The 21,960-nt window shown below is 65.6% G+C and carries 20 protein-coding genes; 8 read left to right on the top strand and 12 right to left on the bottom strand.

Features of this window, described 5'->3' with window-relative positions; translation table 11 throughout:
• Window position 1: 1 nt before the first annotated feature.
• The 5 genes from ypfH to ASB57_RS05495 form a co-directional block, all read right to left on the bottom strand.
• Complete coding sequence (ypfH, locus tag ASB57_RS05515) at window positions 2–718, bottom strand: esterase (protein ID WP_057651248.1); 717 nt, start codon at window positions 716–718, stop codon at window positions 2–4.
• Window positions 719–812: 94 nt separating this feature from the next.
• Window positions 813–2,399, bottom strand: coding sequence for a GMC family oxidoreductase (locus tag ASB57_RS05510; RefSeq protein WP_057651246.1), 1,587 nt, complete (start codon window positions 2,397–2,399; stop codon window positions 813–815).
• 10 nt (window positions 2,400–2,409) lie between these two features.
• The gene (locus tag ASB57_RS05505; protein WP_057651244.1) at window positions 2,410–3,228 is read right to left on the bottom strand and encodes a shikimate dehydrogenase; all 819 of its coding nucleotides are present in this window, start codon (window positions 3,226–3,228) and stop codon (window positions 2,410–2,412) included.
• Window positions 3,225–4,283, bottom strand: coding sequence for a transketolase family protein (locus ASB57_RS05500; RefSeq protein WP_082621390.1), 1,059 nt, complete (start codon window positions 4,281–4,283; stop codon window positions 3,225–3,227). Before ASB57_RS05500 ends, ASB57_RS05505 begins: the two co-directional genes overlap by 4 nt.
• Window positions 4,284–4,287: 4 nt before the next feature.
• A complete protein-coding gene (locus ASB57_RS05495; RefSeq protein ID WP_057651242.1) occupies window positions 4,288–5,181 on the bottom strand; it encodes a transketolase in 894 nt (297 codons plus the stop codon).
• Window positions 5,182–5,308: 127 nt separating this feature from the next.
• Here ASB57_RS05495 and ASB57_RS05490 point away from each other — a divergent pair, with 127 nt between their 5' ends.
• Entirely contained in the window at window positions 5,309–6,022 is a 714-nt protein-coding gene (locus tag ASB57_RS05490) for a GntR family transcriptional regulator (protein ID WP_057651239.1), read from the top strand.
• Between the two features lie 24 nt (window positions 6,023–6,046).
• Window positions 6,047–7,117: a glycerol dehydrogenase gene (locus ASB57_RS05485; RefSeq protein ID WP_057651237.1), complete on the top strand. Its 1,071-nt coding sequence runs from the start codon at window positions 6,047–6,049 to the stop codon at window positions 7,115–7,117.
• A 19-nt stretch (window positions 7,118–7,136) separates the two neighbouring features.
• Here ASB57_RS05485 and ASB57_RS05480 read toward each other — a convergent pair whose 3' ends face one another.
• Genes ASB57_RS05480 through ASB57_RS05470 form a run of 3 tightly spaced genes read right to left on the bottom strand, consistent with a single transcriptional unit; the run spans window position 7,137 to window position 9,872 of the window.
• Complete coding sequence (locus tag ASB57_RS05480; protein ID WP_057651235.1) at window positions 7,137–8,072, bottom strand: 3-keto-5-aminohexanoate cleavage protein; 936 nt, start codon at window positions 8,070–8,072, stop codon at window positions 7,137–7,139.
• A gap of 56 nt (window positions 8,073–8,128) precedes the next feature.
• Window positions 8,129–9,073 carry a 3-hydroxyacyl-CoA dehydrogenase gene (locus ASB57_RS05475; protein WP_057651232.1) on the bottom strand — a complete coding sequence of 315 codons (945 nt, stop codon included), beginning with the start codon at window positions 9,071–9,073 and terminating at the stop codon, window positions 8,129–8,131.
• A gap of 16 nt (window positions 9,074–9,089) precedes the next feature.
• Window positions 9,090–9,872 (bottom strand): SDR family oxidoreductase, encoded by a 783-nt coding sequence (locus ASB57_RS05470; RefSeq protein ID WP_057651231.1) that lies wholly within the window; start codon window positions 9,870–9,872, stop codon window positions 9,090–9,092.
• A gap of 263 nt (window positions 9,873–10,135) precedes the next feature.
• On the opposite strand from ASB57_RS05470, the gene ASB57_RS05465 reads away from it, so the two are divergent.
• The 6 genes from ASB57_RS05465 (at window position 10,136) to ASB57_RS05440 (ending at window position 16,629) form a co-directional block, all read left to right on the top strand.
• Window positions 10,136–11,335, top strand: coding sequence for an ABC transporter substrate-binding protein (locus tag ASB57_RS05465; RefSeq protein WP_057651229.1), 1,200 nt, complete (start codon window positions 10,136–10,138; stop codon window positions 11,333–11,335).
• 123 nt (window positions 11,336–11,458) lie between these two features.
• Window positions 11,459–12,325 (top strand): branched-chain amino acid ABC transporter permease, encoded by an 867-nt coding sequence (locus ASB57_RS05460; protein ID WP_057651228.1) that lies wholly within the window; start codon window positions 11,459–11,461, stop codon window positions 12,323–12,325.
• A gap of 12 nt (window positions 12,326–12,337) precedes the next feature.
• On the top strand, window positions 12,338–14,119 hold the full coding sequence (locus ASB57_RS05455; RefSeq protein WP_057651226.1) for an ATP-binding cassette domain-containing protein: 1,782 nt from the start codon (window positions 12,338–12,340) through the stop codon (window positions 14,117–14,119).
• Window positions 14,112–14,816 carry an ABC transporter ATP-binding protein gene (locus ASB57_RS05450; RefSeq protein WP_057651224.1) on the top strand — a complete coding sequence of 235 codons (705 nt, stop codon included), beginning with the start codon at window positions 14,112–14,114 and terminating at the stop codon, window positions 14,814–14,816. The genes ASB57_RS05455 and ASB57_RS05450 overlap by 8 nt, the downstream gene beginning before the upstream one ends.
• Before the next feature lie 14 nt (window positions 14,817–14,830).
• A complete protein-coding gene (locus ASB57_RS05445) occupies window positions 14,831–15,823 on the top strand; it encodes an NAD(P)H-quinone oxidoreductase (protein WP_057651222.1) in 993 nt (330 codons plus the stop codon).
• Entirely contained in the window at window positions 15,820–16,629 is an 810-nt protein-coding gene (locus ASB57_RS05440; protein WP_369822799.1) for an SDR family oxidoreductase, read from the top strand. Before ASB57_RS05445 ends, ASB57_RS05440 begins: the two co-directional genes overlap by 4 nt.
• Window positions 16,630–16,642: 13 nt before the next feature.
• On the opposite strand, the gene ASB57_RS05435 is transcribed toward ASB57_RS05440, so the two are convergent.
• From ASB57_RS05435 to ASB57_RS05420, 4 genes are all read right to left on the bottom strand, one after another.
• A complete protein-coding gene (locus ASB57_RS05435; RefSeq protein ID WP_197424967.1) occupies window positions 16,643–17,491 on the bottom strand; it encodes a FadR/GntR family transcriptional regulator in 849 nt (282 codons plus the stop codon).
• An 8-nt stretch (window positions 17,492–17,499) separates the two neighbouring features.
• A complete protein-coding gene (locus tag ASB57_RS05430; RefSeq protein ID WP_057651218.1) occupies window positions 17,500–18,297 on the bottom strand; it encodes an SDR family NAD(P)-dependent oxidoreductase in 798 nt (265 codons plus the stop codon).
• A gap of 81 nt (window positions 18,298–18,378) precedes the next feature.
• Window positions 18,379–19,764, bottom strand: a complete 1,386-nt coding sequence (locus ASB57_RS05425; RefSeq protein WP_057651216.1) for a 2-oxo acid dehydrogenase subunit E2 — start codon at window positions 19,762–19,764, stop codon at window positions 18,379–18,381.
• On the bottom strand, window positions 19,764–21,953 hold the full coding sequence (locus tag ASB57_RS05420) for a thiamine pyrophosphate-dependent enzyme (RefSeq protein ID WP_057651214.1): 2,190 nt from the start codon (window positions 21,951–21,953) through the stop codon (window positions 19,764–19,766). The genes ASB57_RS05425 and ASB57_RS05420 overlap by 1 nt, the downstream gene beginning before the upstream one ends.
• Window positions 21,954–21,960: the final 7 nt, after the last annotated feature.

Genomic DNA, 21,960 nt, shown 5'->3' with positions numbered 1-21,960 from the left:
CCTAGTGGATGACCGACCCGCTGGGCGGATGCTGGTTCAAGCCCAGCGCGGCCTCCCAGCTGCGCAGGGGCACGCAGGTCTGTAGCCGCACGATGGCCCGCTGGATCAGGGCCGGATGCAGTTCGTGGCCGATCCGCGTGGCGATGTCGATGGTGGCATCGCCATGCAATTCGTTCAGGCGCGCCTGCGCCTGTTCGGTATGTGTCGCCTGGATCACGTTGTCGTTGGCGCCGTGCAATAGATGGATGGTGGTGTATTGCGGCGCCCACTGCGGCAGGCGCGCATAGCGCCCGCTGAAGGCCAGCACCCTGCCCGCCAGGCCGTCGTGGGCACCCACGGCTTCCAGCGCCATGATCGCGCCCTGCGAGAAGCCGGCCAAGGCCGTGTCGCTCTGCAATAGATGAAAACGCGCCTGGCTGGCACGGATGTAATCCACCAGGGGCGGCAGAGCCTGCAGCACGCGCTCTGCCCGGTTTGCCTCGTCGACTCCCCGCACGGAAAACCACTGGCGCCCCGCCGGCCCACCGTCATAGGCTTCGAAGCCCGCCGGCGCCAGGATGGCCGCCTGCGGAAAAGCCGCGCGCAAGGCCTCGGCCAAAGGCCGCATGGACGCCGGCGTCGCGCCCACGCCATGCAGCAGGATGAACAACTGCCGCGTCTCGCCCTCCAGGGGCAAGAACTCAAGGGTGTCGGACGGCGCGGATGAGAGGGAAGCCATAAGCAAATCCTGGTAGAGCACCAGCAAGATTCAAAGCGTCATTCTAGGCCGACGCGAATCAAAGTGCGCAACCGCTCCCCTGCTACTGGAGCGACTATCCTTCCAGGATCATGTCAGCCGCCTTCTCCGCCACCATCATCACCGCGGCCTGGGTGTTGCCCGACACCATCCTGGGCATCACCGACGCATCGACCACGCGCAACCCCTCCACCCCACGCACGCGCAGGCTTGGGTCGGTCACTGCCGCGTCGTCCGCGCCCATGCGGCATGTACCGATGGGGTGATAGATGGTCTGCCCGTTGCGCCGCGCGAAGTCCAGCCAATCGTCGTAGCCGCGCACCTGCCCGCCGGGGCTGGTCTCGGCCTCGATATACGGCGCCAGCGCGGGCTGGCCGACGATACGGCGCGCCACCTCCATGCCATGCACCAGGGCGTCGCGGTCGACCTGGGCCGCCAGGAAGTTGGGCCGGATGGCCGGCGCATCGGCGGGATCCGGCGTCTTGGCATGAATGCTGCCGATCGACTCCGGCCGCAGCTGGGCCACGCCCAGGGTCATGCCCGGGTGCCGGTCCAGAATGCGTTCGGCCGCGTTGGCATAGCTGGCGTGGACGAAGAAATACTGCACGTCCGGCTGTTCCAGCTCCGGCCGCGACTTGATGAAGCCATGCACCAGCCCGGTTCCCAAGGTAAGGATGCCGCGCCGCGCCGCGTAATACAGGCCCACCTGCCGCGCCAGGCGCCAGCCGCGCGACATCTCGTTCAAGGTCACCGTGCCCTTGACCCGCCAGTTCATCCGCGTGGCGTAGTGATCGATGTAGTTCTCGCCCACTTGCGGCGCCGCGTGCACCAGCGGAATGCCCAGCGCCTGCAGGCGTTGCGGATCGCCCACGCCGGACACCTCCAGCATCTGCGGCGATTGCACCGCCCCCATGCAGAGCAGCACCTCGCGGCCCGCACGCACGGTGATGTCCTGGCCGCGTTGGCGATACACCACGCCGACACAGCGCTTGCCCTCGAACACGAGCCGCAGCACGCGCGCATCGGACTCGACGCGCAGGTTGGCCCGGCCGCGCGCCGGTTTCAGATAGCCGTCGGCCGCGCTCCAACGGCGCCCTTCCTTCTGCAGCACCTGGTAGTAGCCGAAGCCTTCCTGGCTGGCGCCGTTATAGTCCTCGTTGACGCGCTGCCCGTCTTCGCGCGCCGCGGCGATGAAGGCGTCGGCGATGGGAAAGCGCTCACGCACCTGCGTCAGGTACATGGGCCCCTCCTTGCCGCGCTCGGCGCCGCCTTGGGCATAGCGCTCAAGCCGGCGGAAATAAGGCTCCACGTCGGCAAACGTCCAGCCGGTGGCCCCCGCCGCGGCCCAGGCATCGTAGTCCTGCCGCTGGCCGCGCACGTAGATGCCGCCATTGATCAAGGTCGACCCGCCCAAACCCTTGCCGCGCGGCACGGAGATCACGCGGCCCTGGGTGTTGTCCTCCGGCTCGGTGGCGAAGCGCCAGTTGAAGCGCGGGTCCACCAGCAGCTTGCTGAAGCCGGCAGGAATGCCGACCCACATGCTGGCCGCGTCCTCGCCCGCTTCGATCAACAGCACCCGATGCCGGCCATCGGCAGTCAGGCGATTGGCCAGGATGCAGCCGGCCGTCCCGCCCCCCGCGATGATGAAGTCAAAATCCGCCATGGCGTGTTCCTCAAGCCAGGGCCGTCGCGGCAGTGTCGCCCACGCCCAGGAAGCGTGCCATCAATGCGATCTGAGCCGCCAGCATGGGCGCGCCGTAGTGGATGCGGCAACCGCGCTGCTGGGCCGCGCGCAGCAGCGCCGTGTCGCGCGGCTGCATGATGACTTCGCAGACCAGCTGATCGGATGTCAGCCTTGCCGTGTCCAGCGGCAAGGCATCGCCCTCGCGCAGACCCAGCGAGGTCGCGTTGACCACCAGGTCATGGCCGGACGGATCGGGCGTGCCCACCACCACCTCGGCGGCCGGATCCAGCTGCGCCAGCCGCTGCTTCAAATCATCGGCCTTGGCACGGGTGCGATTGGCGATGGTCAGGCGCGCCACGCCGGCCTGCACCAGCGCGAACGCGATGGCATTGGCCGCGCCGCCCGCGCCGGCCAGGTAGGCGGTACGCGAGCGCGGCTCGATGCCGTTGGCGCGCAGACCACCGACAAAGCCTTCGCCGTCCAGCATATGGCCCACCAGGCGGCCGTCGGCTTCAAACCGGACCACGTTGGCGGCGCCGATCAGGCGCGCGCTGTCGGAGACCTCGTCGCACAGCCCGACGATGGCGGTCTTGTGCGGCACCGTGACGATGACGCCGCCCAGGTTGCGCAAGCCGCGCAGACCTTGCAGCACCTGGGCCAGGGTATCCGCGGTGGCATGCAGCGGCACCAGCACGCCGTCGTGGCCCAAGGCCGCGAAGTGCTCGTTCATGCGCTGCGGGGTCTGCACGTGGTGGATGGGATCGGCCAGAATGCCGTACACCCGCGTTTCACCGGTAATGATCTTCATCCTTGCTTCCCCTTGGAGAGTTGTTCGCGGGCCACCTGGGCCACGCCCTCGGCGTCCAGGCGATAGTGCGCGTACAGGGTGGTGGGCGGCGCGATCAGGCTGTACTCGTCCTGAATGCCGTGGCGGTACAAACGCACGCCCAGGCCTTCGTCGGCCAGCACCTCGGCGACCGCCGAGCCCAGGCCGCCCAGCACATTGTGTTCCTCGACCGTGATCATCAAGCGGCAGTCGGCAGCCGCGCGCAGGACGGCCGCGCGGTCCAGCGGCTTGATGGTGGCCATGTCGATGACGCCCACCGAATGGCCTTCCGCGCGCAAGGCCTGAGCGGCATCCAGCGCGGCGCGCACGCCGATGCCGCAGGCGATCAAGGTCAGGTCCTTGCCCTCGGCATGCACGATGGCCTGGCCGAAGGTGAAAGGCTGGCCATCTTCATAGACCTGCGGTTCGCGGCCGCGGCCGATACGGAAATAAATGGGCTCGGGCCAATCGACGGATGCCTTGATGGCTGCCGCCAGTTGCGGACCATCAGCCGGCGACACCACCGTCAAGCCCGCGATGGCGCGCATGGTCGAGATGTCTTCGGTGGCGTGATGCGACGTGCCGTAGAAGCCCAGGCTGATGCCGGTGTGATGCCCGATCAAGCGCACGGGCAGCTTGGTGTAGGCCACGTCCATGCGGATCTGCTCGCAGCACAGCAGCCCCAGGAAGGAAGCGAAGGTCGCGACGAAGGGCATATGCCCCGTGGTCGCCAGGCCGGCCGCGGCCGACACCATGTTCTGCTCCGAGATGCCGAACTGGATATAACGATCGGGATATTCCTGGGCGTAGCGGTTCAGACCATTCGAATACTGCAGGTCCGCGGCGCCCGCGATGACGGGATGGCCGGCGCGCGTCAGCTCGATAAGCGCGTCCGACAAATAGGACAAGCCGGGATTGAGCGCGTTCAGCGCGCGATACTGCCAGGAGTCCGGCGATTCCAGGGTGGCGGCGGGGGTGGCCGCGGAGACTGCCGCGGGGTTTGCCACCGTTTGCGCATTCAATATTTGCTGTGCCATCTCGTCAGATCTCCCGCGCCATGATTTCTTCGCGCGCCCGCTGTGCATCGTCAGGCGCCAGATAGCCCAGATGCCATCCGGGCTCCGTCTCCATATAGGACACACCCTTGCCCTTGACCGTACGCGCGATCACGCAGGCCGGCTGCGTACGCGCCGTGTCCGCCTTCAGCTGGCGCAGCAAAGGGGTCAACGCCGCCAGGTCATGGCCATCGACCTCGTGTACCTGCCAGCCGAAGCTGCTCCATTTGTCCTTGAGCGACTCAACGCCGATCACGTCGTCCACCTTGCCGTCGAGCTGATAGCCATTCCGGTCGACGATGGCCACCAGGCGGCCCAGGCGATGATGGGCGGCGAACAGCGCGGCTTCCCACACCTGCCCTTCCTGCATCTCGCCATCGCCCAGCATCACGAAGACGTTGAAGTCACCGCCCGCCAGCCGGCCGCCCAGCGCCATGCCGGCGCCGTTGGACAAGGCGTGGCCGATCGACCCGGAGCTGAAGTCCACGCCGGGCACCTTGGTCATGTCCGGATGATCGCCCAGCGGACTGCCCAGCCGCGTATAGCCATCCAGCAAGGACTTGTCGAAGAAGCCGTGGTCCGCCAGCACTGGAAACAGGCCCACGGCCGCATGGCCCTTGCCCATCAGAAAGCGGTCGCGGCCGGCCCAGGCCGGTTCGCCGTCACGCAGGCGCATGACGTCGTAATAGAGCGCGGCAAAGATCTCGGCGCAGGAAAACACCGAGCTGTAATGGCCGATCTTGGCGATCTCTATCAGACGCAGCGTTTCCAGCCGGATGAAGCGGGCCTTTTCCCGCAAGCGCGCCAGCTGTTCCGGCGTCAGGGCGGAGGTCCCGTTTGAAAGGTGCGCATCGGCACGGGCGGCGGACTGCGCGGACATTGAAGGCGCTCCGGACATGGTCTGTCTCCTCGTTGGTTTTAGAATATATGATATATAATATAGCGACTCATCCGAAAAAAGTGCATCGCAGGCTAAAATTTCCCCTCTCCTTTTTTCGACGCGCAACATGGTCAACCTGAAACCGGTCAAGAAAGAAAACCTTTCGGTCCGGGTCTACAACGAAATCCGCGAAGCCCTGATCAACGGGCAATACGAGCCGGGCGAACGCCTGATCATCGGCGAACTCGCGCAAGCTCTGGGCGTGTCCATCACCCCGGTGCGCGAAGCCATCTTTCGCCTGATCAGTGAACAAGGCCTGGAAATGCAGGCGGCCACGGCCGTCTACGTGCCTTACGTCAACTCCGCCAAGCTCAGCGAAATCCAGCAGATCCGCGTCCACCTGGAAGGCATGGGCGCGGCCGAAGCCGCGCGCCAGATCACGCCCAAGCAGCTCGACAACCTGGTGGCCCTGCAAGCGCAGTTCATCAGTTGCACCGCTTCCGATCCCAAGCGCGCCAGCTTCCTGAATCGCAAGTTCCACTTCGCGATTCTTGAAGCGAGCCGCATGCCGGTGCTGCGCAATACGGTGGAATCGTTCTGGGTCATCACGGGCCCCATCCTGAAGATCTTTCATGTGAAAACCGCCGTGCTGGACTACTCGCAAGACCAGCACCGGCACGAGGCCGTCATCGCCGCCTTGAAGGCCCGCGACGCCGAAGCCGCGCGGCACGCCTTGCAGGACGACATCGCCTGGGGCGGCAAGATCATGATCGACTGGCTGATAGAAAAAGAGAAGGAACAGGACGCCGAGCAGGAGGCTCCGTCGAAGACACGCGGCTGAGCCATATAAAAAAGAGGAGACATCATGCTGAAAATATTCGGCGGCCCCAGCCGCTACATCCAGGGGCCGGATGCCGTCGCGCGCCTGGGCGAAACGATGGCCCTGTTCGGGCCGCAAGCCGCACTGGTCATCGACCGCTACGTCCTTGACGTCCACGGTGACCGTCTGCGCGCCTTGTGCGAAGCCAGCGGCGTCAGCACCCACGTCCTGCCGGTCGAAGGGGAAATGACCCCCGCTTCCATCCAGGATCTGTGCCGTCGCGCCGCGGCGACCCCCGCCCGCGCCGTGGTGGCGGTGGGTGGCGGCAAGGCGCTGGATTCGGGCAAGGCGGTGGCGCGTGCCCTGCACTGCCATCTGGTCACCGTGCCGACCGTGGCGTCCAACGACGCGCCCACCAGCAAGAACTACGTCCTGTATGACGAGCACCACAATCTGGTGGCGGTGGAACATATGCTGTTCAACCCGACCATGGTGCTGGTCGACACCACCTTGGTCGCCACCGCGCCCGCGCACTTTTTCCGTGCCGGCCTGGGCGACGCCATCTCGAAGAAATTCGAGGCCGCGCAATGCCACGCGGCCGGCGGTCCCAATATGTATAACGGCGCGTCCACGCTGACGGCGCAACTGATTGCCGACGGCTGCTACCGCACCTTGCTCGCTGATGGCGCCGATGCGCTGGCGACGGCCGGCAGCGGCAAGCCTACACCGGCCTTCGAACGCGCGGTCGAGGCCATGATCCTGATGAGTGGCCTGGGTTTCGAAAGCGGCGGCCTGTCCATCGCCCACGCGCTGACCCGCGGCTTGCCGCGCATCGCGGGCGTGGGTCATGCCTTGCATGGTCTACAGGTGGCGTTGGGACTGCTGGTTCAATTGGAACTGGAACGGCGCGACGACCAGGTGCTGGCCGGCCTCGAAGATTGGTACGCCGCCACCGGCTTGCCCACGACCTTGCGCGAGCTGGGCGCCGAAGGCATCGACGACGAACAGCTGAACACCGCCGCCGAACTGACCCTCAAGGCCCGCCACGCCGCCAACTTCGACCACGTGCTGACCGTGGCGGAGCTGGCCGGCGCATTGAAACGCCGCGCCGGCTGAACCTGGAACACGACGTCGCTTAGAACGCGACGTTGTTCCCGCCCTTCAATCCCAATTTCTGGCGCGCCTCGTCGGGCGTGGCCACGTCCAGGTTGAGCGCTTCGATGACGGTGCGTATGCGCTCCACCTGTACACGGTTGGACTGCGCCAACTCCCCTGGCCCGATCCACAGGGAATCTTCCAGACCCACCCGCACGTTGGAGCCCATCGCGGCGCCCATGGTCGCCAGCTGAATCTGCGCGCGGCCGGCGCCGAGGATGGACCATTCATAGCCGCCCACACCGAACAGGCGATCTGCCGTGCGGCGCATATGCATCAGGTCTTCCGGGTCCGGGCCGATACCGCCCAGGATGCCGAACACCGACTGGATGAAGGGGGGCGACTGGATCAACCCGCGGTCCATGAAATGCTTGAGGTTGTACAGGTGGCTGATGTCGTAGCACTCGAATTCGAAGCGCGTGCCGTTGGCATTGCCGATGGTCAGGATGTCCTCGATGTCCTGATAGGTGTTGCGGAAGATCAGCGACCGGCTGTTTTCCAGATGCTCACGTTCCCACTCATGCTCGAATTCCTTGAAGCGGTTGAGCATGGGGAACAGGCCGAAATTCATCGATCCCATATTCAGCGATGCCACTTCCGGCTTGAACGTCGACGCCGGCCGCATGCGCTCGGCCACCGTCATGTGGGGACTGCCGCCCGTGGTGATGTTGATGACGGCATCGGTCTCGGCCTTGATGCGCTTCAGAAAGGGCTCGAACAGCGCCGGATCCTGCGACGGCTTGCCCGTCTCGGGATCGCGCGCATGCAGATGCAGGATGGCGGCGCCGGCACGGGCCGCGCCGATGGCGGCCTCCGCAATCTGGTCGGCCGTCACGGGCAGGTGCGGCGACATGCTGGGCGTGTGGATGGCGCCGGTGACAGCGCAAGTGATGACGACTTTTCTTTTGGTGGCCATATGTCTCTCCGTGGTGGATCTTGGGGGCAGCGCGGCCGGTTGACCGCGCGCCTTGCTTACGTGCCGGACTCGTCGGGTTCCGCCTGCTGCTTGTGCCGCAGCAACTGCATCAAACGCTCGTCGCGCCAGAAACGGCGCGCATGCAGGCCGTCCGTCGGCAGCAGTGCGCGGCGTTGGGCCTCCAGGTCCTGTACCGCCGGCCCTTGCCAGGCGGGCTCGCTGGTCTGGGTGGCGCCGATGGACCGGTACATGCCGTTGTAGCGGGCGCAGTAATCCGCGATTCCGCCGGGCGCGTTCAAATCTATGGTTTCGAAAGGCCCCATGAAGGACCAGCGCAGGCCCAGGCCATCCTTTACCGTCGTGTCGATATCTTCGGCGCTGGCATAGCCTGCTTCGGCCAGGCGCAAGGCCTCCTGCAGCAGCGCGCCTTGCAGGCGATTGAGGATGAAGCCTTCGATCTCGCGCCGCAACACCACGGGCTTCTGCCCCACTTCCCGCATGATGGCGCCGCAACGCTCGATGACTTCCGGGGAGGTCCAGGGCGCGCCGCTCAGTTCCACCACCGGGATCAGATACGGCGGATTGACCGGATGGGCGACCAGGCAGCGTGCCTGCCCGGGCACATCCTTTGAGAACAGGCTGGCGCGGATGCTGGACGTGGAGCTGGCCAGGATGGCGTGCGCCGGCGTCAGCGCGTCCAGGCGCGCGAACAGCGCCTGTTTGATGGTCAGGTCCTCGGGTGAGTTCTCCTGCACGTAGTCGACACCCGCCAGGGCGTCTTCCAGCGTTGCGGACACGGCCACCCGCGCCAGGATGGTATCCGGCTCCCCCGCAAGACCATGGTCGTGCAAGGTCCGCAGCTGCTGCGCGACCAGGGTGCGCGCTTCCGCGGCCTTGGCGGAATCGCTGTCGTACATGCGCACCGACCAGCCGGCGCGCGCGAACACAATGGCCCAGCCCTGTCCGATCAGGCCGGTGCCGATGATGGCGGCAATACCCATGACGGCAACCTCTGCTTCAGTAGAGTTTTTGGGTAAGGCCGTCAATGACGATGGCCTGCCCCGTCACGCTGCGGGCCGCGTCACTGGCGTTGAACAACACCATATTGGCGATGTCTCGGGCCGTGACCATGCGTCCCAGCACCGCCTGGTTCTCGTATTGACTGGCGATGTCCGCCACCGGTTGACCCAGCGTCTTTGCCTTCGCGTCGATCACCGCGCGGATGCGGGGGCCTTCCACCGCTCCAGGCAGGATGGCGTTGACCCGGACGCCGAAAGGCCCCAGCTCGATCGCCAGCGATTTGGTGAAGCCCACCACCGCCCACTTCGACGCCGAGTAGGCCGACCGTCCGGCGAAGCCCAGATGGCCCGCGGCCGAAGACAGATTGATCATCACTCCGGCGGACGACGTCTTCAGCAGCGGCACCGCCAGGCGCGCGCACAGGAACTGGCCCGTGATGTTCACCGCCAGGGTGCGGTCCCAATCCGTCTTGGACAGATCTTGCACAAAACCCGTGGGCCCGGCCACGCCGGCGTTGTTGATCAGGATGTCCAGGCCGCCCAAGGTCGTGCCGACCTGCTCGAACAACTGGGCGACGCTGGCCTCATCCGACACATCGGCGACCTTGGTGGCCACGCCCGGCAGATCACGCCGCAAATCCTCCAACCGTGCCGCGTTGATGTCGCAGACCAATAAAGAAGCGCCGGCGGCGTGGAACAGGCGCGTCATCTCCAATCCCAAACCATCGGCGCCGGCCGTGATCAACACTTTGCGGCCATGCAAACTGCAATCCTCGAACATATGCTTAGTCTCCTGGGTCGCACTCTTGGGGAAATCCCCCATGCACGCGCACGGGTCGCCCTCTAGAATAAATCACCTGCTGGTGTGCGTTTTCAGAAAATATATCATATATTATGTACCATCCGACGCCACAATGATGGCCTTCCACAGGCCAGCGCCAGGCAGGAAAACCAGACGGACACCCGAAGAATTCCCACAGTGGAAACGCAGGGGCCGCGCAAGCGGCAAGGCTTCGCGATCAGACTACCAACAAGGAGTGAGACATGTTCAAGATCAGGAAAATCGCCCTGGCACTAGGCGTTTGCGGCATACTCGCCAGCGCGGCGGCACAAGCCGACATGAAGGTTGGCGCCCTCTTCCCCTTCAGCGGCGCCCTGGCCCTGCTGGGTCAGGAGAGCTTCCGCGGGCTGGAACTGGCCGTCAATGAAATCAATGCCGCCGGCGGCATCAACGGCGAGAAGATCGAGCTCGTCAAGGCCGACGCCGTCGATCCCAACCAGGCCGTGTCGGAAACCAAGCGCTTGATCTCCGCCAACGTGGTCGGCGTGTTCGGCAGCTATGCCTCCGGGATTTCCTATGCCGCGTCGCCGGTAACCGAGCTGGCCGGCGTGCCCTACTTCGAACTGGGCGCCACCGCGCACAAGATCACGACGCGCGGCTACAAGTACCTGTTCCGCAGCAACCCCAACACCGCGCTGTATGGCGTGTCGGTGGTCAATGCCTTGCACGACATCGTCGCGCCGGGCATGGGCTTGAGCCCCAAGGACATCAAGATCGGCATCATCCACGAGGACGGCCCCTACGGCACCGACGTGGCCGCCACCGAGAAGCAGCGCGCCGCGGAACTGGGCTACACCGTCGCCGAGGTGCTGCCCTACTCGGCCAAGACCGTGGACCTGTCGTCGCTGATCCTGCGCCTGAAAGGCGCCGGCGTGAACGTGGTGCTGCAAACGGCCTACCAGAACGACGCCATCCTGTATTTCAACCAGGCCAAGTCCGCCGCCTTCAAGCCCAAGGTCGTGATCGGCGCCGGCGGCGGCTATTCGCTGGCCGACACCGCCAAGGCCGTGGGCGCGGGGATGAACGGCGTGTTCGACCTCGACTTCCCGCAGTCCTCCATCAACCCGGCCGGCGCGCCCGGCCTGGACAAGTTCCTGCAGGCCTACAAGTCCACCTACAAGAGCGACCCGCAATCGGGCCACAGCCTGACCAACTATGTGGGCGCCAAGGTCTTCTTCGAAGCCATCGCCAATGCCAAATCGACCGACAAGGACAAGATCCGCGCGGCCGTGCTTGCCTACAAGAAGCCCGCCGGCCAATCGGCCAACGGCTGGGGCTTCGAGTTCGGCGAAGACGGCCAGAACAAAGCCTCCACGTTCTATGTGATGCAGTGGCAGGACGGCAAGCTGGTCACCATCTCGCCTGACAACCTCGCCCTCGGCAAGCCCATCTTCAATAAATAAACGCGGGCCGGGACCACGGCGCGCCATGCAGCGCGCCGGGCAACCCCGAGACAAGTTGTCGGAAGAACGTTGCGGACGCCTGCGGGAGGCGTCCGCGGCGTTCTCCATACGCGAGGCTGCTTCATGGATATTCTGATTCAACTCATCATCAACGGCCTGTTGCTGGGGGGCGCCTACGCCATCATCAGCCTGGGCCTGACCTTGATTTTCGGCGTGGTGCGCGTGGTGAACTTCGCGCACGGGGAATTCCTGATGGTGGGCATGTACCTGGTGTACCTGGCCGCCAATCATTTCGGTATCCATCCCTACATCGGGCTGGTGCCTGTGGCGGTCATCCTGTTCGCGCTGGGCGCGGCGACCCAGAAGCTGGTGATACAGCCGCTGCTCAATGCCGATGAACACATCCAGATCTTCGCCACGGTGGGCATCTCCACCATCCTGCTGAACCTGGCTTTGGTGGTGTTCGGCGCCAACGTGCTGCGCGCGCCGGTGGAACTGGGCACCGACTCGATCTCGATCGGCAACTATGCCATGGTCACCGGGCAATTGATCACCTTCGTGGCGGCCCTGGTACTGGCCGTGCTGCTGCATCTGTTCATGCATCGCACTTACCTGGGCCGCGCGCTGCGTGCCGTCGCCCAGCATCGCTACGCGGCCATGCTGATGGGGGTCAACGTCAAGGCGGTCTACGTGCTGGCCTTCGGCCTGGGCACGGCTTTCGTCGGCATCGCCGCGGGCCTGCTGGCGCCGCAGTATCCGGTGTTCCCCACCGTCGGCACCTACTTCGTGCTGACCGCCTTCGTCATCGTCGTGCTGGGCGGCATGGGCAGCCTGTATGGCGCCGTCGCCGGCTCGATGATCATCGGCGTGGTCGACACGCTGGCTGGCTACTACATCGCGCCCGACCTCAAGGAGGTGGTGTATTTCGGCATTTTCCTGCTGATCCTCGTCTTGCGTCCGACCGGCCTGTTCGGCGTCGGTACGGAATAAAAGGAGCGAGACATGATTCCGGATTTTCGTAGTCCCAAGGCTTATGTCAGCCTGATTCTGCTGATCGCCATGTTCGTCGTGCCCGTGGTGCTGGGTTCGCCGTTCTGGACCAATATGTTCGTGCTGCTGTTCGTGTTCTCCGCCATGTCCGTGGCGTGGAACATCGTCGGCGGCTACGCCGGCCAGCTTTCGCTGGGCCATGCGGTGTTCTACGGCATAGGCGGCTATACCGCGACCCTGCTGACACAGAACTTCGGCATCACGCCGTGGATCGGCATGCTGGTGGGCGCGGCGATCTCCGCCCTGGTGGCGGTGGTGATCAGCTATCCCACCTTGCGCCTGAAGGGCCCCTTCTTCGCGCTGTCGACCATCGCCATCCTGGAAGTGGTGCGGCTGCTGGTCATCCACGAGGAAAGCTGGACGGGCGGCTCCAGCGGCATCAGCCTGCCGCTGAACATCGGCTGGACCTGGATGGTGTTCCGCGAAAAGGTGAACTACCTGATCATCGCCTACGGCCTGTTCCTGGTGGTGGTGTGGGCGTCCTGGATGATTCGCAAATCGCGCATGGGCCATTACCTGATCGCCATACGCGAACGGGAAGACGCGGCGCGCGCGGTGGGCATCAACACCGTCAACATGAAGATATTGGCGGCGGTGCTGTCGGCCGCGTTGACCAGCATCATCGGCACTTTCCACATTACGTATCTCACCTTCGTGGATCCGGGATCGGCGTTCTCGCTGGATCTGTCGGTGCAGATCGCCATGTTCGCCTTGATCGGCGGGCTGGGCACGGTCGCCGGGCCCATCGCCGGCACGTTCCTGGTGCTGCCCATCGCCGAACTGGCACGGGGTTGGCTGAGCGGCGTCGGCAACGGCATGCACGGACTGATCTACGGCCTGATCCTGGTCGGCGTGGTGCTGACCATACCGCGCGGCCTGGCCGGCGCCTTCGGCCCGGCGGTGGAGCGCCTGCTGGACCGCCTGCCCTATCTGGGCGCCCGGCGCGCGGCTGCCCCGCGCGGCGCGGTCGAGACACCCGCCGATGGCGGCGCGCAGGCCACGCCGGTGCTCAAGGCGGAGAACCTGTTCAAGAACTTCGGCGGCCTGCGCGCCACCAACGATGTCTCGCTGGAGCTGGGCCGTCACGAAATCCTTGGCGTCATCGGTCCCAACGGCGCCGGCAAGACCACCGTGTTCAACCTGCTGTCGGGTTTTCTGTCGCCCGACCAGGGCACGGTGTCCATGCGCGACGCCGGCGGCGCCTGGGTCCATTGCAGCACGCCCAGCCAGTTCGCCCGCAAAGGATTGGGACGGACTTTCCAGATCGCCAAGCCCTTCACCGGCCTGTCCGTCCTGGAAAACATCATGCTGGGCGCGTTCATCAACACCGCCGACCGCGCCGAGGCCGAACACATCGCCCGGGAAGTGGCCGAACGCACGCATCTGACCAAATTCTTGAACACCGAAGCGCGCAACCTGACCGTCGGCGGTATGAAACGGCTGGAGATCGCCCGGGCGCTGGCGACGCGGCCGCGCATCCTGCTGCTGGACGAAGTGATGGCGGGTCTCAATCCCACCGATATCGAGGAAGCCATCCGCATGATCCGCGGCATTCGCGACAGCGGCGTGTCCGTGCTGCTGATCGAACACATGATGCAGGCGACCATGGCCCTGTCCGACCGCATCATCGTCATCAACGAGGGCGGCGTGCTGGTCAGCGGCACCCCGCGCGAGGTGGTCGAACATCCGGCCGTGATCGAGGCCTACCTGGGCAAGGACTATCAAGATGCTTAAAGTCTCCAACCTGCGTTCCGGCTACGGCAAGACCCAGGTCCTCAACGGCCTGGATTTCGAGGTCCATCCCGGCGAGATCGTTACCCTGATCGGCGCCAACGGGGCCGGCAAGACCACCACCCTGAAGACCCTGTGCGGGGCCATGTCCAGCATGGACGGCCGCGTCGAATTCCTGGGACAGGACCTGACCAACCGCAACCCCTACGACATCGTCGATGCCGGCATCACCATGATCCCGGAGGGCCGCCAGCTGTTTCCTCACTTCACGGTGCGCGACAACCTGCTGATGGGCTCGTTCAAGCGCGCCGCGCGGGCCGGCGCGCAGCGCAAGATGGCGGAAGTGCTGGATATCTTCCCGCGGGTGCGTGAACGGCTGAATCAGTTCGCGGGATCGCTGTCGGGCGGCGAGCAACAAATGGTGGCCATCGCGCGCGGCATGATGGCCGATCCCAAATTATTGATGTTCGATGAGCCTTCCCTGGGACTTTCGCCGCTGCTGGTGCAGCAAATGTTCGACGTCATCCGCCAGGTCACCGCCGCCGGCGTCACCGTGCTGCTGGTAGAGCAGAACGTGTTTCGGACGCTGCGATTGGCGGATCGCGGCTATGTGCTGGAGAATGGAGCCATCGTGCGCAGCGGCACCGGCGCGGAGCTGCTCAACGATCCGCACGTCAAGAAGGCTTATCTCGGACACTGAAATCGGAATCCAATATGTCTAAATTCAAGTACATCGATCATGGCGAGGGCGGCGCGCCCGACTGCATGGTGCTCGCCGAGCGCGAATGGGAACAGCCCAACGGGCGCCAGGTGCTGATAGAAGTGGCTTACGCGGGGGTCAATCGGCCCGACTGCCTGCAGCGCGCGGGCGCCTACCCGCCGCCGCCGGGGGCGTCCCCCCATCTGGGACTGGAAGTGTCGGGGCGCATCGTCGCCATCGGACCGGACGTCAAACGCCACAAGGTGGGCGACAGCGTCTGCGCCCTGACGCCTGGCGGCGGCTATGCCGAATACGCCCTGGCGGATGAACGACATTGCCTGCCAGTGCCCAAGGGCATGGATCTGCTGGCCGCGGCTTGCGTGCCGGAGAACTACTTCACGGTCTGGACCAATGTGTTCGATCGGGCCCGGCTGACCAAGGGCGAGAAATTCCTGGTGCATGGCGGCTCCAGCGGCATCGGCCTGACGGCCATCCAGCTGGCGCATGCTTTTGGCGCGGAGGTCTGGACCACCGTGGGCAACGAAGAAAAGGCCGAGGCCTGCCGCAAAGCGGGCGCCGACCACGTGATTATCTACAAGGATCAGGACTTCGAAAGCGTCGTGAAGGCCGATACCGGCAAGCAAGGCGTCGATGTGATCCTGGACATGGTGGGTGGCGAATACATCAACCGCAATATCCGGTCCCTGGCGGTGAACGGCCGCCTGGTGCAGATCGCCTTCCTGGAAGGCAGCAAGGCGCAGATCGATGCCACGCCCATCATGGTCAAGCGCCTGAACTTCACGGGCTCGACCCTGCGGCCGCGCAGCGATGAAGACAAAGGCCTGATCGCGCAGAGCCTGACCGAGAAAGTGGTGCCCTTGCTGGAACAAGGCAAATGCCTGCCTGTGATCCACAAGGTGTTCTCCTTGGCGGAAGCCCCGCAGGCGCATACGCTGATGGAGAGCAGCAAGCACATCGGCAAGATCGCCTTCAAGGTGCAGGAATGAGCGGGGCCGGCGGCGGCATCTCCACGGGTTCCGGCATGCCGGGGGCCCGTTTCGCCGGGCAGACCGCCTATGTCACCGGCGCCATCGGTGGCATAGGGTCGGCCATCGTGCGGGCGCTGGCGGCGGAAGGCGCCGCCGTCGGCCTGATCGACCGCGACCCCGCAGGGGGCGCGCGGCTGCAAGAAGAATTGCTGGCCGCCGGCCACCGCGTCCTGTATGCCAATGCGGACGTGCAGGATTTCTCCGCCTGCCAGGCGGCCTGCGATCAGCTGGGCGCCGCGCTGGGCGGGGCCGACATCCTGGTCAACAATGTAGGAATCTCACCCAAGACCGATGGCCGAGCGCTGAAGGTCTGGGAAATGCCGCCCAAGGAATGGGAGACCGTGATGGCGGTCAACTTGAACAGCGTGTATTACATGGCGCATCTGACCACGCCACATATGGTGCAGCGGCGACAGGGCCGCATCATCAATATGTCGTCCGTGGCGGGCAAGGCTTATTGCGACATCGTCGCCGGGCACTATGCGGCCACCAAGGCCGGGCTGATCGGCCTGACCCGCCACTGGGCGGGGGAATTGGGCGAATACAACATCACCGTCAACGGCCTGGCGCCCGGGCGTATCGCCACACCGTTGCTCAAGAGCGTGCCGCGCGAGATCAATGACGCGGTGGCGGAGATCACCGCCCTGCGGCGCCTGGGCACGCCCGAGGAAGTGGCGGACGCCTGCCTGTTCCTGGCCTCGGACCAGGCGCGCTTCATCACCGGACAGGTGGTGGACGTCGCGGGCGGCTGGTTGATGACCTGATAGCGGTGACCGCTCAGCGGCGGTCTTGTTGATACAGGGCCAGCCGCGCGGCGGCATTGTTCAAATGCGCGGCGGCCGCTTCACTGGCGGCATCGGGATCGCCCGCCTGGATGGCGCGCAGGATGGCTTCGTGCTCCTGCTGCACCTGCCAGACCCACTCCGCCGAACGGGTCCGCGTGTTCCTGCGGGCCAGGCGTATCATGCGCCGCACGCGGGAGTCCAGGAAATCCAGGAAGGCGATGAAGTAGCGATTGCCGCTGGCGGCGACGATGGCGCGATGGAATTCGCCGTCTTCGTCGGCGCCGTCATTGGCTTCGTGGGCTTCGTTGGCTTGGTTGGCGCGTTTCGGCGTGAGAGTGGCGACGCCGGCGTTTGGAGACAGCTCCGTGGGGGATTCCCCGGACACGTTCGCGCCTTGATTCGTGACGTCGTACAGCCGGGCATAAGCCTGTTGTATAGCCTGCAGGCCTTGCGGGTCGCGGCGCTCGGCGGCCAGACGGGTGGCGGGCACTTCCACCGACAACAGGAATTCGAACAGCTCGCGCAGGTCTTCGCTGCTTTCCACGCTGGGTTCCAGGCGGAACACATTGCTGCCGGCCGGATTGACGTACTGGCCGCGGCCTTGGTGCGCGATGACAAGTCCGTCCGCCTTGAGCAGGGACATGGCCTCGCGAATCACGGGGCGGCTGACGCCATAGGCCTGGGCGAGTTCCGCTTCCGAAGGCAGCTTGTTGTCGTCGGCGACGATGTCGCGCCGCCCTATGGCGCCCCGCAGGCGCTCGGCGACTTCGGCAGGCAAGGTGGCCGCGCGCGCGATCGGCGGTTCGCCGCGCAAGGCGGCAAAGGTGGAAGGTTTCTTCACGGCGTCTGTCATGACACGTACAAGCCGCCGTTCACGTGCAACACCTGCGCCGTGATGAAGCTGGCATCGTCACTGCACAGGAAGGCGATGGCCGCCGCGACTTCGCTGGCCTGGCCCAGGCGTTTGAGCATGGACTGCGCCACCGATTCGTCCGCCCGCGTCTTCAGCAGTTCCGCCACCATGGGGGTCTCGATGATCCCTGGAGATACCGCATTGACCCGCGTGTTGGGCCCCAGCTCCCGGGCGATGCTGCGCGTGAAGCTCAACAAGGCGCCCTTGGACGCACTGTAATGGGCGTTGTGCAAAGCCCCTCGATGGGCGGCCATCGAACTCAGGTTGACGATGGCGCTGCCGGGACGCAGCAAAGGCAGCAGCCGCTGCGTAAGGTAGAACACCCCATCCAGGTTGATGGCCAGCGTCTGGCGCCACTGCTCGTCGGTCATGTCGGCTAGCGGAGCCACGGGATAGATGCCGGCCGCCGGCACCAGAAAATCGACACCGCCCCAGGCGGCTTCGATGCGCGCCGCGGCGGTCTCGGCGGCGGCGGCCGACGACACGTCCATCGCGTCTGTCAGCACGCGCGCGGATCCCAATCCCTGGGACAGGACACGCTCATTTTTATCGGCGGACGCGTGTTGCGGGTCCGCGCCCAGTTCGCGCGCCAGCGCGGCGAGCGCGTCCGCGTCACGGTCGATCAGATACAGGCGCGCGCCGCTGTCGTAGAACAAGGCGGCCACGGCCCGGCCGATGCCGCCCGTCGCGCCTGTCAGCACCAGGACGCGGTCCGTGAAGTCGTGCTTTGCCATAATCAAGTCTTCCGTCTTAGGCGATCCATTCGCGCCATGGCCGCGGCGATGGGATCATGATCCCGGCCGCGCCACGGCAACTCACGCCAGCATCGTAGCCGGGTGTTCCATATATTGCTGGAAGCGCGCCAGCCACCTGGCCGCCAGCGCCCCATCGATCGCGCGGTGATCGACCGACAAGGTGTATTCCATCACCACCCCGGTGCCCAAGGCGCCGTCCGCGTTCACCACCGGCACCCGATTGCTCGCGCCTACCGCCAGGATGGCCGATTGGGGGGGATTGATGATAGCGGCGAATTCCGTCACGCCATACATTCCCAGATTGCTGATGGAGAACGTGCCGCCTTGGTACTCGTGGGGCAGCAAACGGGATTCACGGGCGCGCGCGGCCAGAGCCGCCATCGTGGCGCTCACCTGCGACAGCGGCAGCGCTTCGACACCATGCAGGACGGGGGTGATCAAGCCCTTGGGGGTCGCCACCGCGACGGCGATGTCGACCTGGCGATAGCGCTGCATGGCGCTGTCCGTCCAGATCACATTGGTATCCGGCAGGTCCCGCAAGGTGCAGGCCACCGCCTTGATGATGAAGTCGTTGACGGAGAACTTGCGTGGGGCCGGCTCGGCATCTTGGCGATGCGTATGATCGGCGTGATCCGTGTGCTTATGCGTGCGGCCATGGCCGCCGTAGCCGGCTGCGTTTGCGTGGGCGTGGTTGAGCTGCTCGCGCAAGGCGTACAGGGCTTCCATGCGGCACTTGCCCCGCAGATAGAAATGCGGCACGTGCTGCTTGCTTTCCGTCAGGCGCCGGGCGATGGTGGCGCGCATGGGCGTGTGCGGGATGGTCTCGAAAGCCGCATCGACGGCGGCGTCACGGGCGACCTTGGCGCGCTCTATATCGCGTTTGACCACCCTGCCCTGGGGCCCGCTGCCGCGTAGATCTTCCAGCGGAATGCCGGCTTGGCGGGCGAGCTTGCGGGCCAGCGGGCTGGCGAAGGACCGTTCGGGTGGGGCCGGGGACGGTGCCTGCGCTTGCGGCTGCGCGGGCGTCGATGCTTGCGAAAGCTTGGGCTGCGTCGCCGGGGCCTCGGCGATCACTTGAGCGCTGCGTGCCGCCGAAGCGGGGGTTGGCGCGGGCGTGGCCGTCGCCGGCGGCGTGGCCGCGACCGCGACCGCAGGCGCGGGCTTACCAGCTTGCGCCAGCACGGCATCCACCGCATCCGCGGACTCGCCCTGCTCCAGCACCACCCCGACAGCGGCGCCGACGGCGACCTGGTCGCCGGCCTGGACCAGGCGCCGCACCAGCGTTCCCGCCGCGCCCGCGTTCAAGTCCACCACCGCCTTATCGGTCTCGATGCTTGCCACCACATCATCCGCGGCCACCAAGGCGCCTTCTTCCACCAGCCATTCCACCAGCTGCGCGGCGGCGGCGTTGGCCGAAATCTCGGGCATGCGTATCAAGGCAGGCATCAGGCAGCTCCCTGGTTGGTCATGACTTCACGCAACGCCGCTTCGACCTCGTCCGTGCGCGCGGCCGCCGCCCGCTCCAGCACCTTGGAAATACTCGGCGCCGCCATCCCTCCTGTGACCCTTTGCACCGGCTGATCCAGCCAGTCGAAAAAGCGCCGCTGGATTTCATCGGCAAGCCAGCCGCCATACGACGTGCCGCGCGCGCCCTGCTCCACGATCAACACGTTATTGGTCTTGCGGATGCTGGTGCCCAGGGTGTCCCAATCCAGGCTGGCCCGATCCAGCCAGCGCAGATCGACCAGATCACCCTGCACAGCGCAGCGATCCATCGCTTCGGCCGCGTGTCCCACCATCGACAAATAGGAAATCACCGTGACGTCCGGTCCGCTACGCCGCAGCGCGGCCTTTCCAACCGGCAGGTAGTAGTCATAATCATCGACCGGCCCCAGGCCCTTGCTGTTGTACAGATCGACGTGCTCGATCACCAGGACGGGATCGCGGCACTGCAAAGCCGAGTTCATCAATCCCACATAGTCATACGGATTGGACGGCGCCACGATGCGCCATCCCGGGCAGGTCGCGAAGATGCCCGCTGGATCCATCGAATGCTGGGATCCGTATCCCGTACCCATGGCCACTTTCGTGCGCAATACCAGCGGCACGTCGTCGCGTCCGCCGAACATATGGCGGACCTTGCCGATCTGGTTGAAGACCTGGTCCGCCGCCACCCACATGAAGTCCGGATACATGAACTCGACGACCGGACGATAGCGGCCGTCCAGCGCCATGCCGCCTGCCAGCCCGACGAACGCGTTCTCGCTGATGGGCGTGCCCAGGCACCGGTCGGGATAGGTCTTGCCGAGCCCACGCGTGGCGCCGTTGGTGCCCCCCTTCAGGCGGTGTACATCTTCGCCCATCACCACCACGCCGGGATCGCGCGCCATGCGCCGGTCCATGACATCGGCCACGACGTCGATGAACGGACGTTCCGCCAGCGGCACTTCGCCGCTGTCCTGGTCCGCATAGCGCAGCCCCTGCATTTCCGTCAGGTCGCCCAGCATGCCCACGTCGCGGAAGTCCGTCGACGGCCACAGCGTGGGACGAATGCGGCGCTTGCCCTCCCCCGCCTGGGGATCCGCTTCGGTCAGCTCAGCGACAGCGTGACGCATCGCCTGTTGCACGCGCTCGCGCAGGGCCTGCACGCCGGCCTCGTCGATCAGCCCGCGGGCCTGCATGCGCGTGGCCATCAGGGCCAGGGGGTCCCTGGCGCGCCAGGCCTGCTCCTCGTCCTTGCTGCGATAGCCGAACGCGCTGCCCGCGTAAGGGCCGTTCTGATGGAAAAAGCGGTAGACGTCGGCCTCGATCACGGTCGGCCCGTTGCCTGCCCGCATATGCGCCAACGCGGCCTGCATCGTCAGATGGACCGCCAGCGGATCCATGCCGTCCACCTGCCAGCTGGGGATATTGAAACCCAGGCCCCGGGCGGACAGGCGCGGCTCGGCGGTGCTTTCATCGACGTGGGTCGACACCGCGTAGCGGTTGTTCTCGATGAAGAAGCAGAGCGGCAGCTTCCAGGCGGCCGCCAGGTTCATGGTTTCCAGCACCGAACCGATGTTGATGGCGCCGTCGCCGAAGTAGCTGATCATCACCGCATCGGTGCCGGCATGGCGATGGGCCCAGGCCTGGCCGGCCGCCATCGGCACGCCACCGCCGACGATGGCATTGGTGCCCAGCGCACCCGCTTCCGTCCAGCGCAGGTGCATGGACCCGCCGCGGCCATTGCAGAAGCCTTGAGCCAGACCGAGGATTTCCGCCAGGGTACGTTGCAGCAGACCCTGGACCGCCGGCGCCAGTTCCGCACGCGGGTCGATGCCGTTGGGGCACAGATAAGCCAGCGACTTCGACAGAAACTGATGATGGCCCCGGTGCGACCCGTTCACCCCGTCCTGCGCGCGCAGCGTCACGATGGACCCCGCCGCGCCGCCCTCCTGTCCTATGCTCGAATGCGCGGGCCCGTGCACCAGGCCTTGTCCGGCCAGGTCGAGTACCGCTTCTTCGAAGCCACGGATCAAATGGCAGTGCGCCAGCAGGGTTCCCAGCAGCGTGGGATCGGCGGTTTCCCAATCCTGGTCGGTGGTGGTCAACGCCGTCCAGGGGGACTGCGGCGTGAGATGCGTAAGTTGAGGCATGGGATTC

This window comes from Bordetella sp. N (genome assembly GCF_001433395.1).
Classification (GTDB): domain Bacteria; phylum Pseudomonadota; class Gammaproteobacteria; order Burkholderiales; family Burkholderiaceae_B; genus Bordetella_C.
This window is presented reverse-complemented; position numbering and strand designations above follow the sequence as displayed.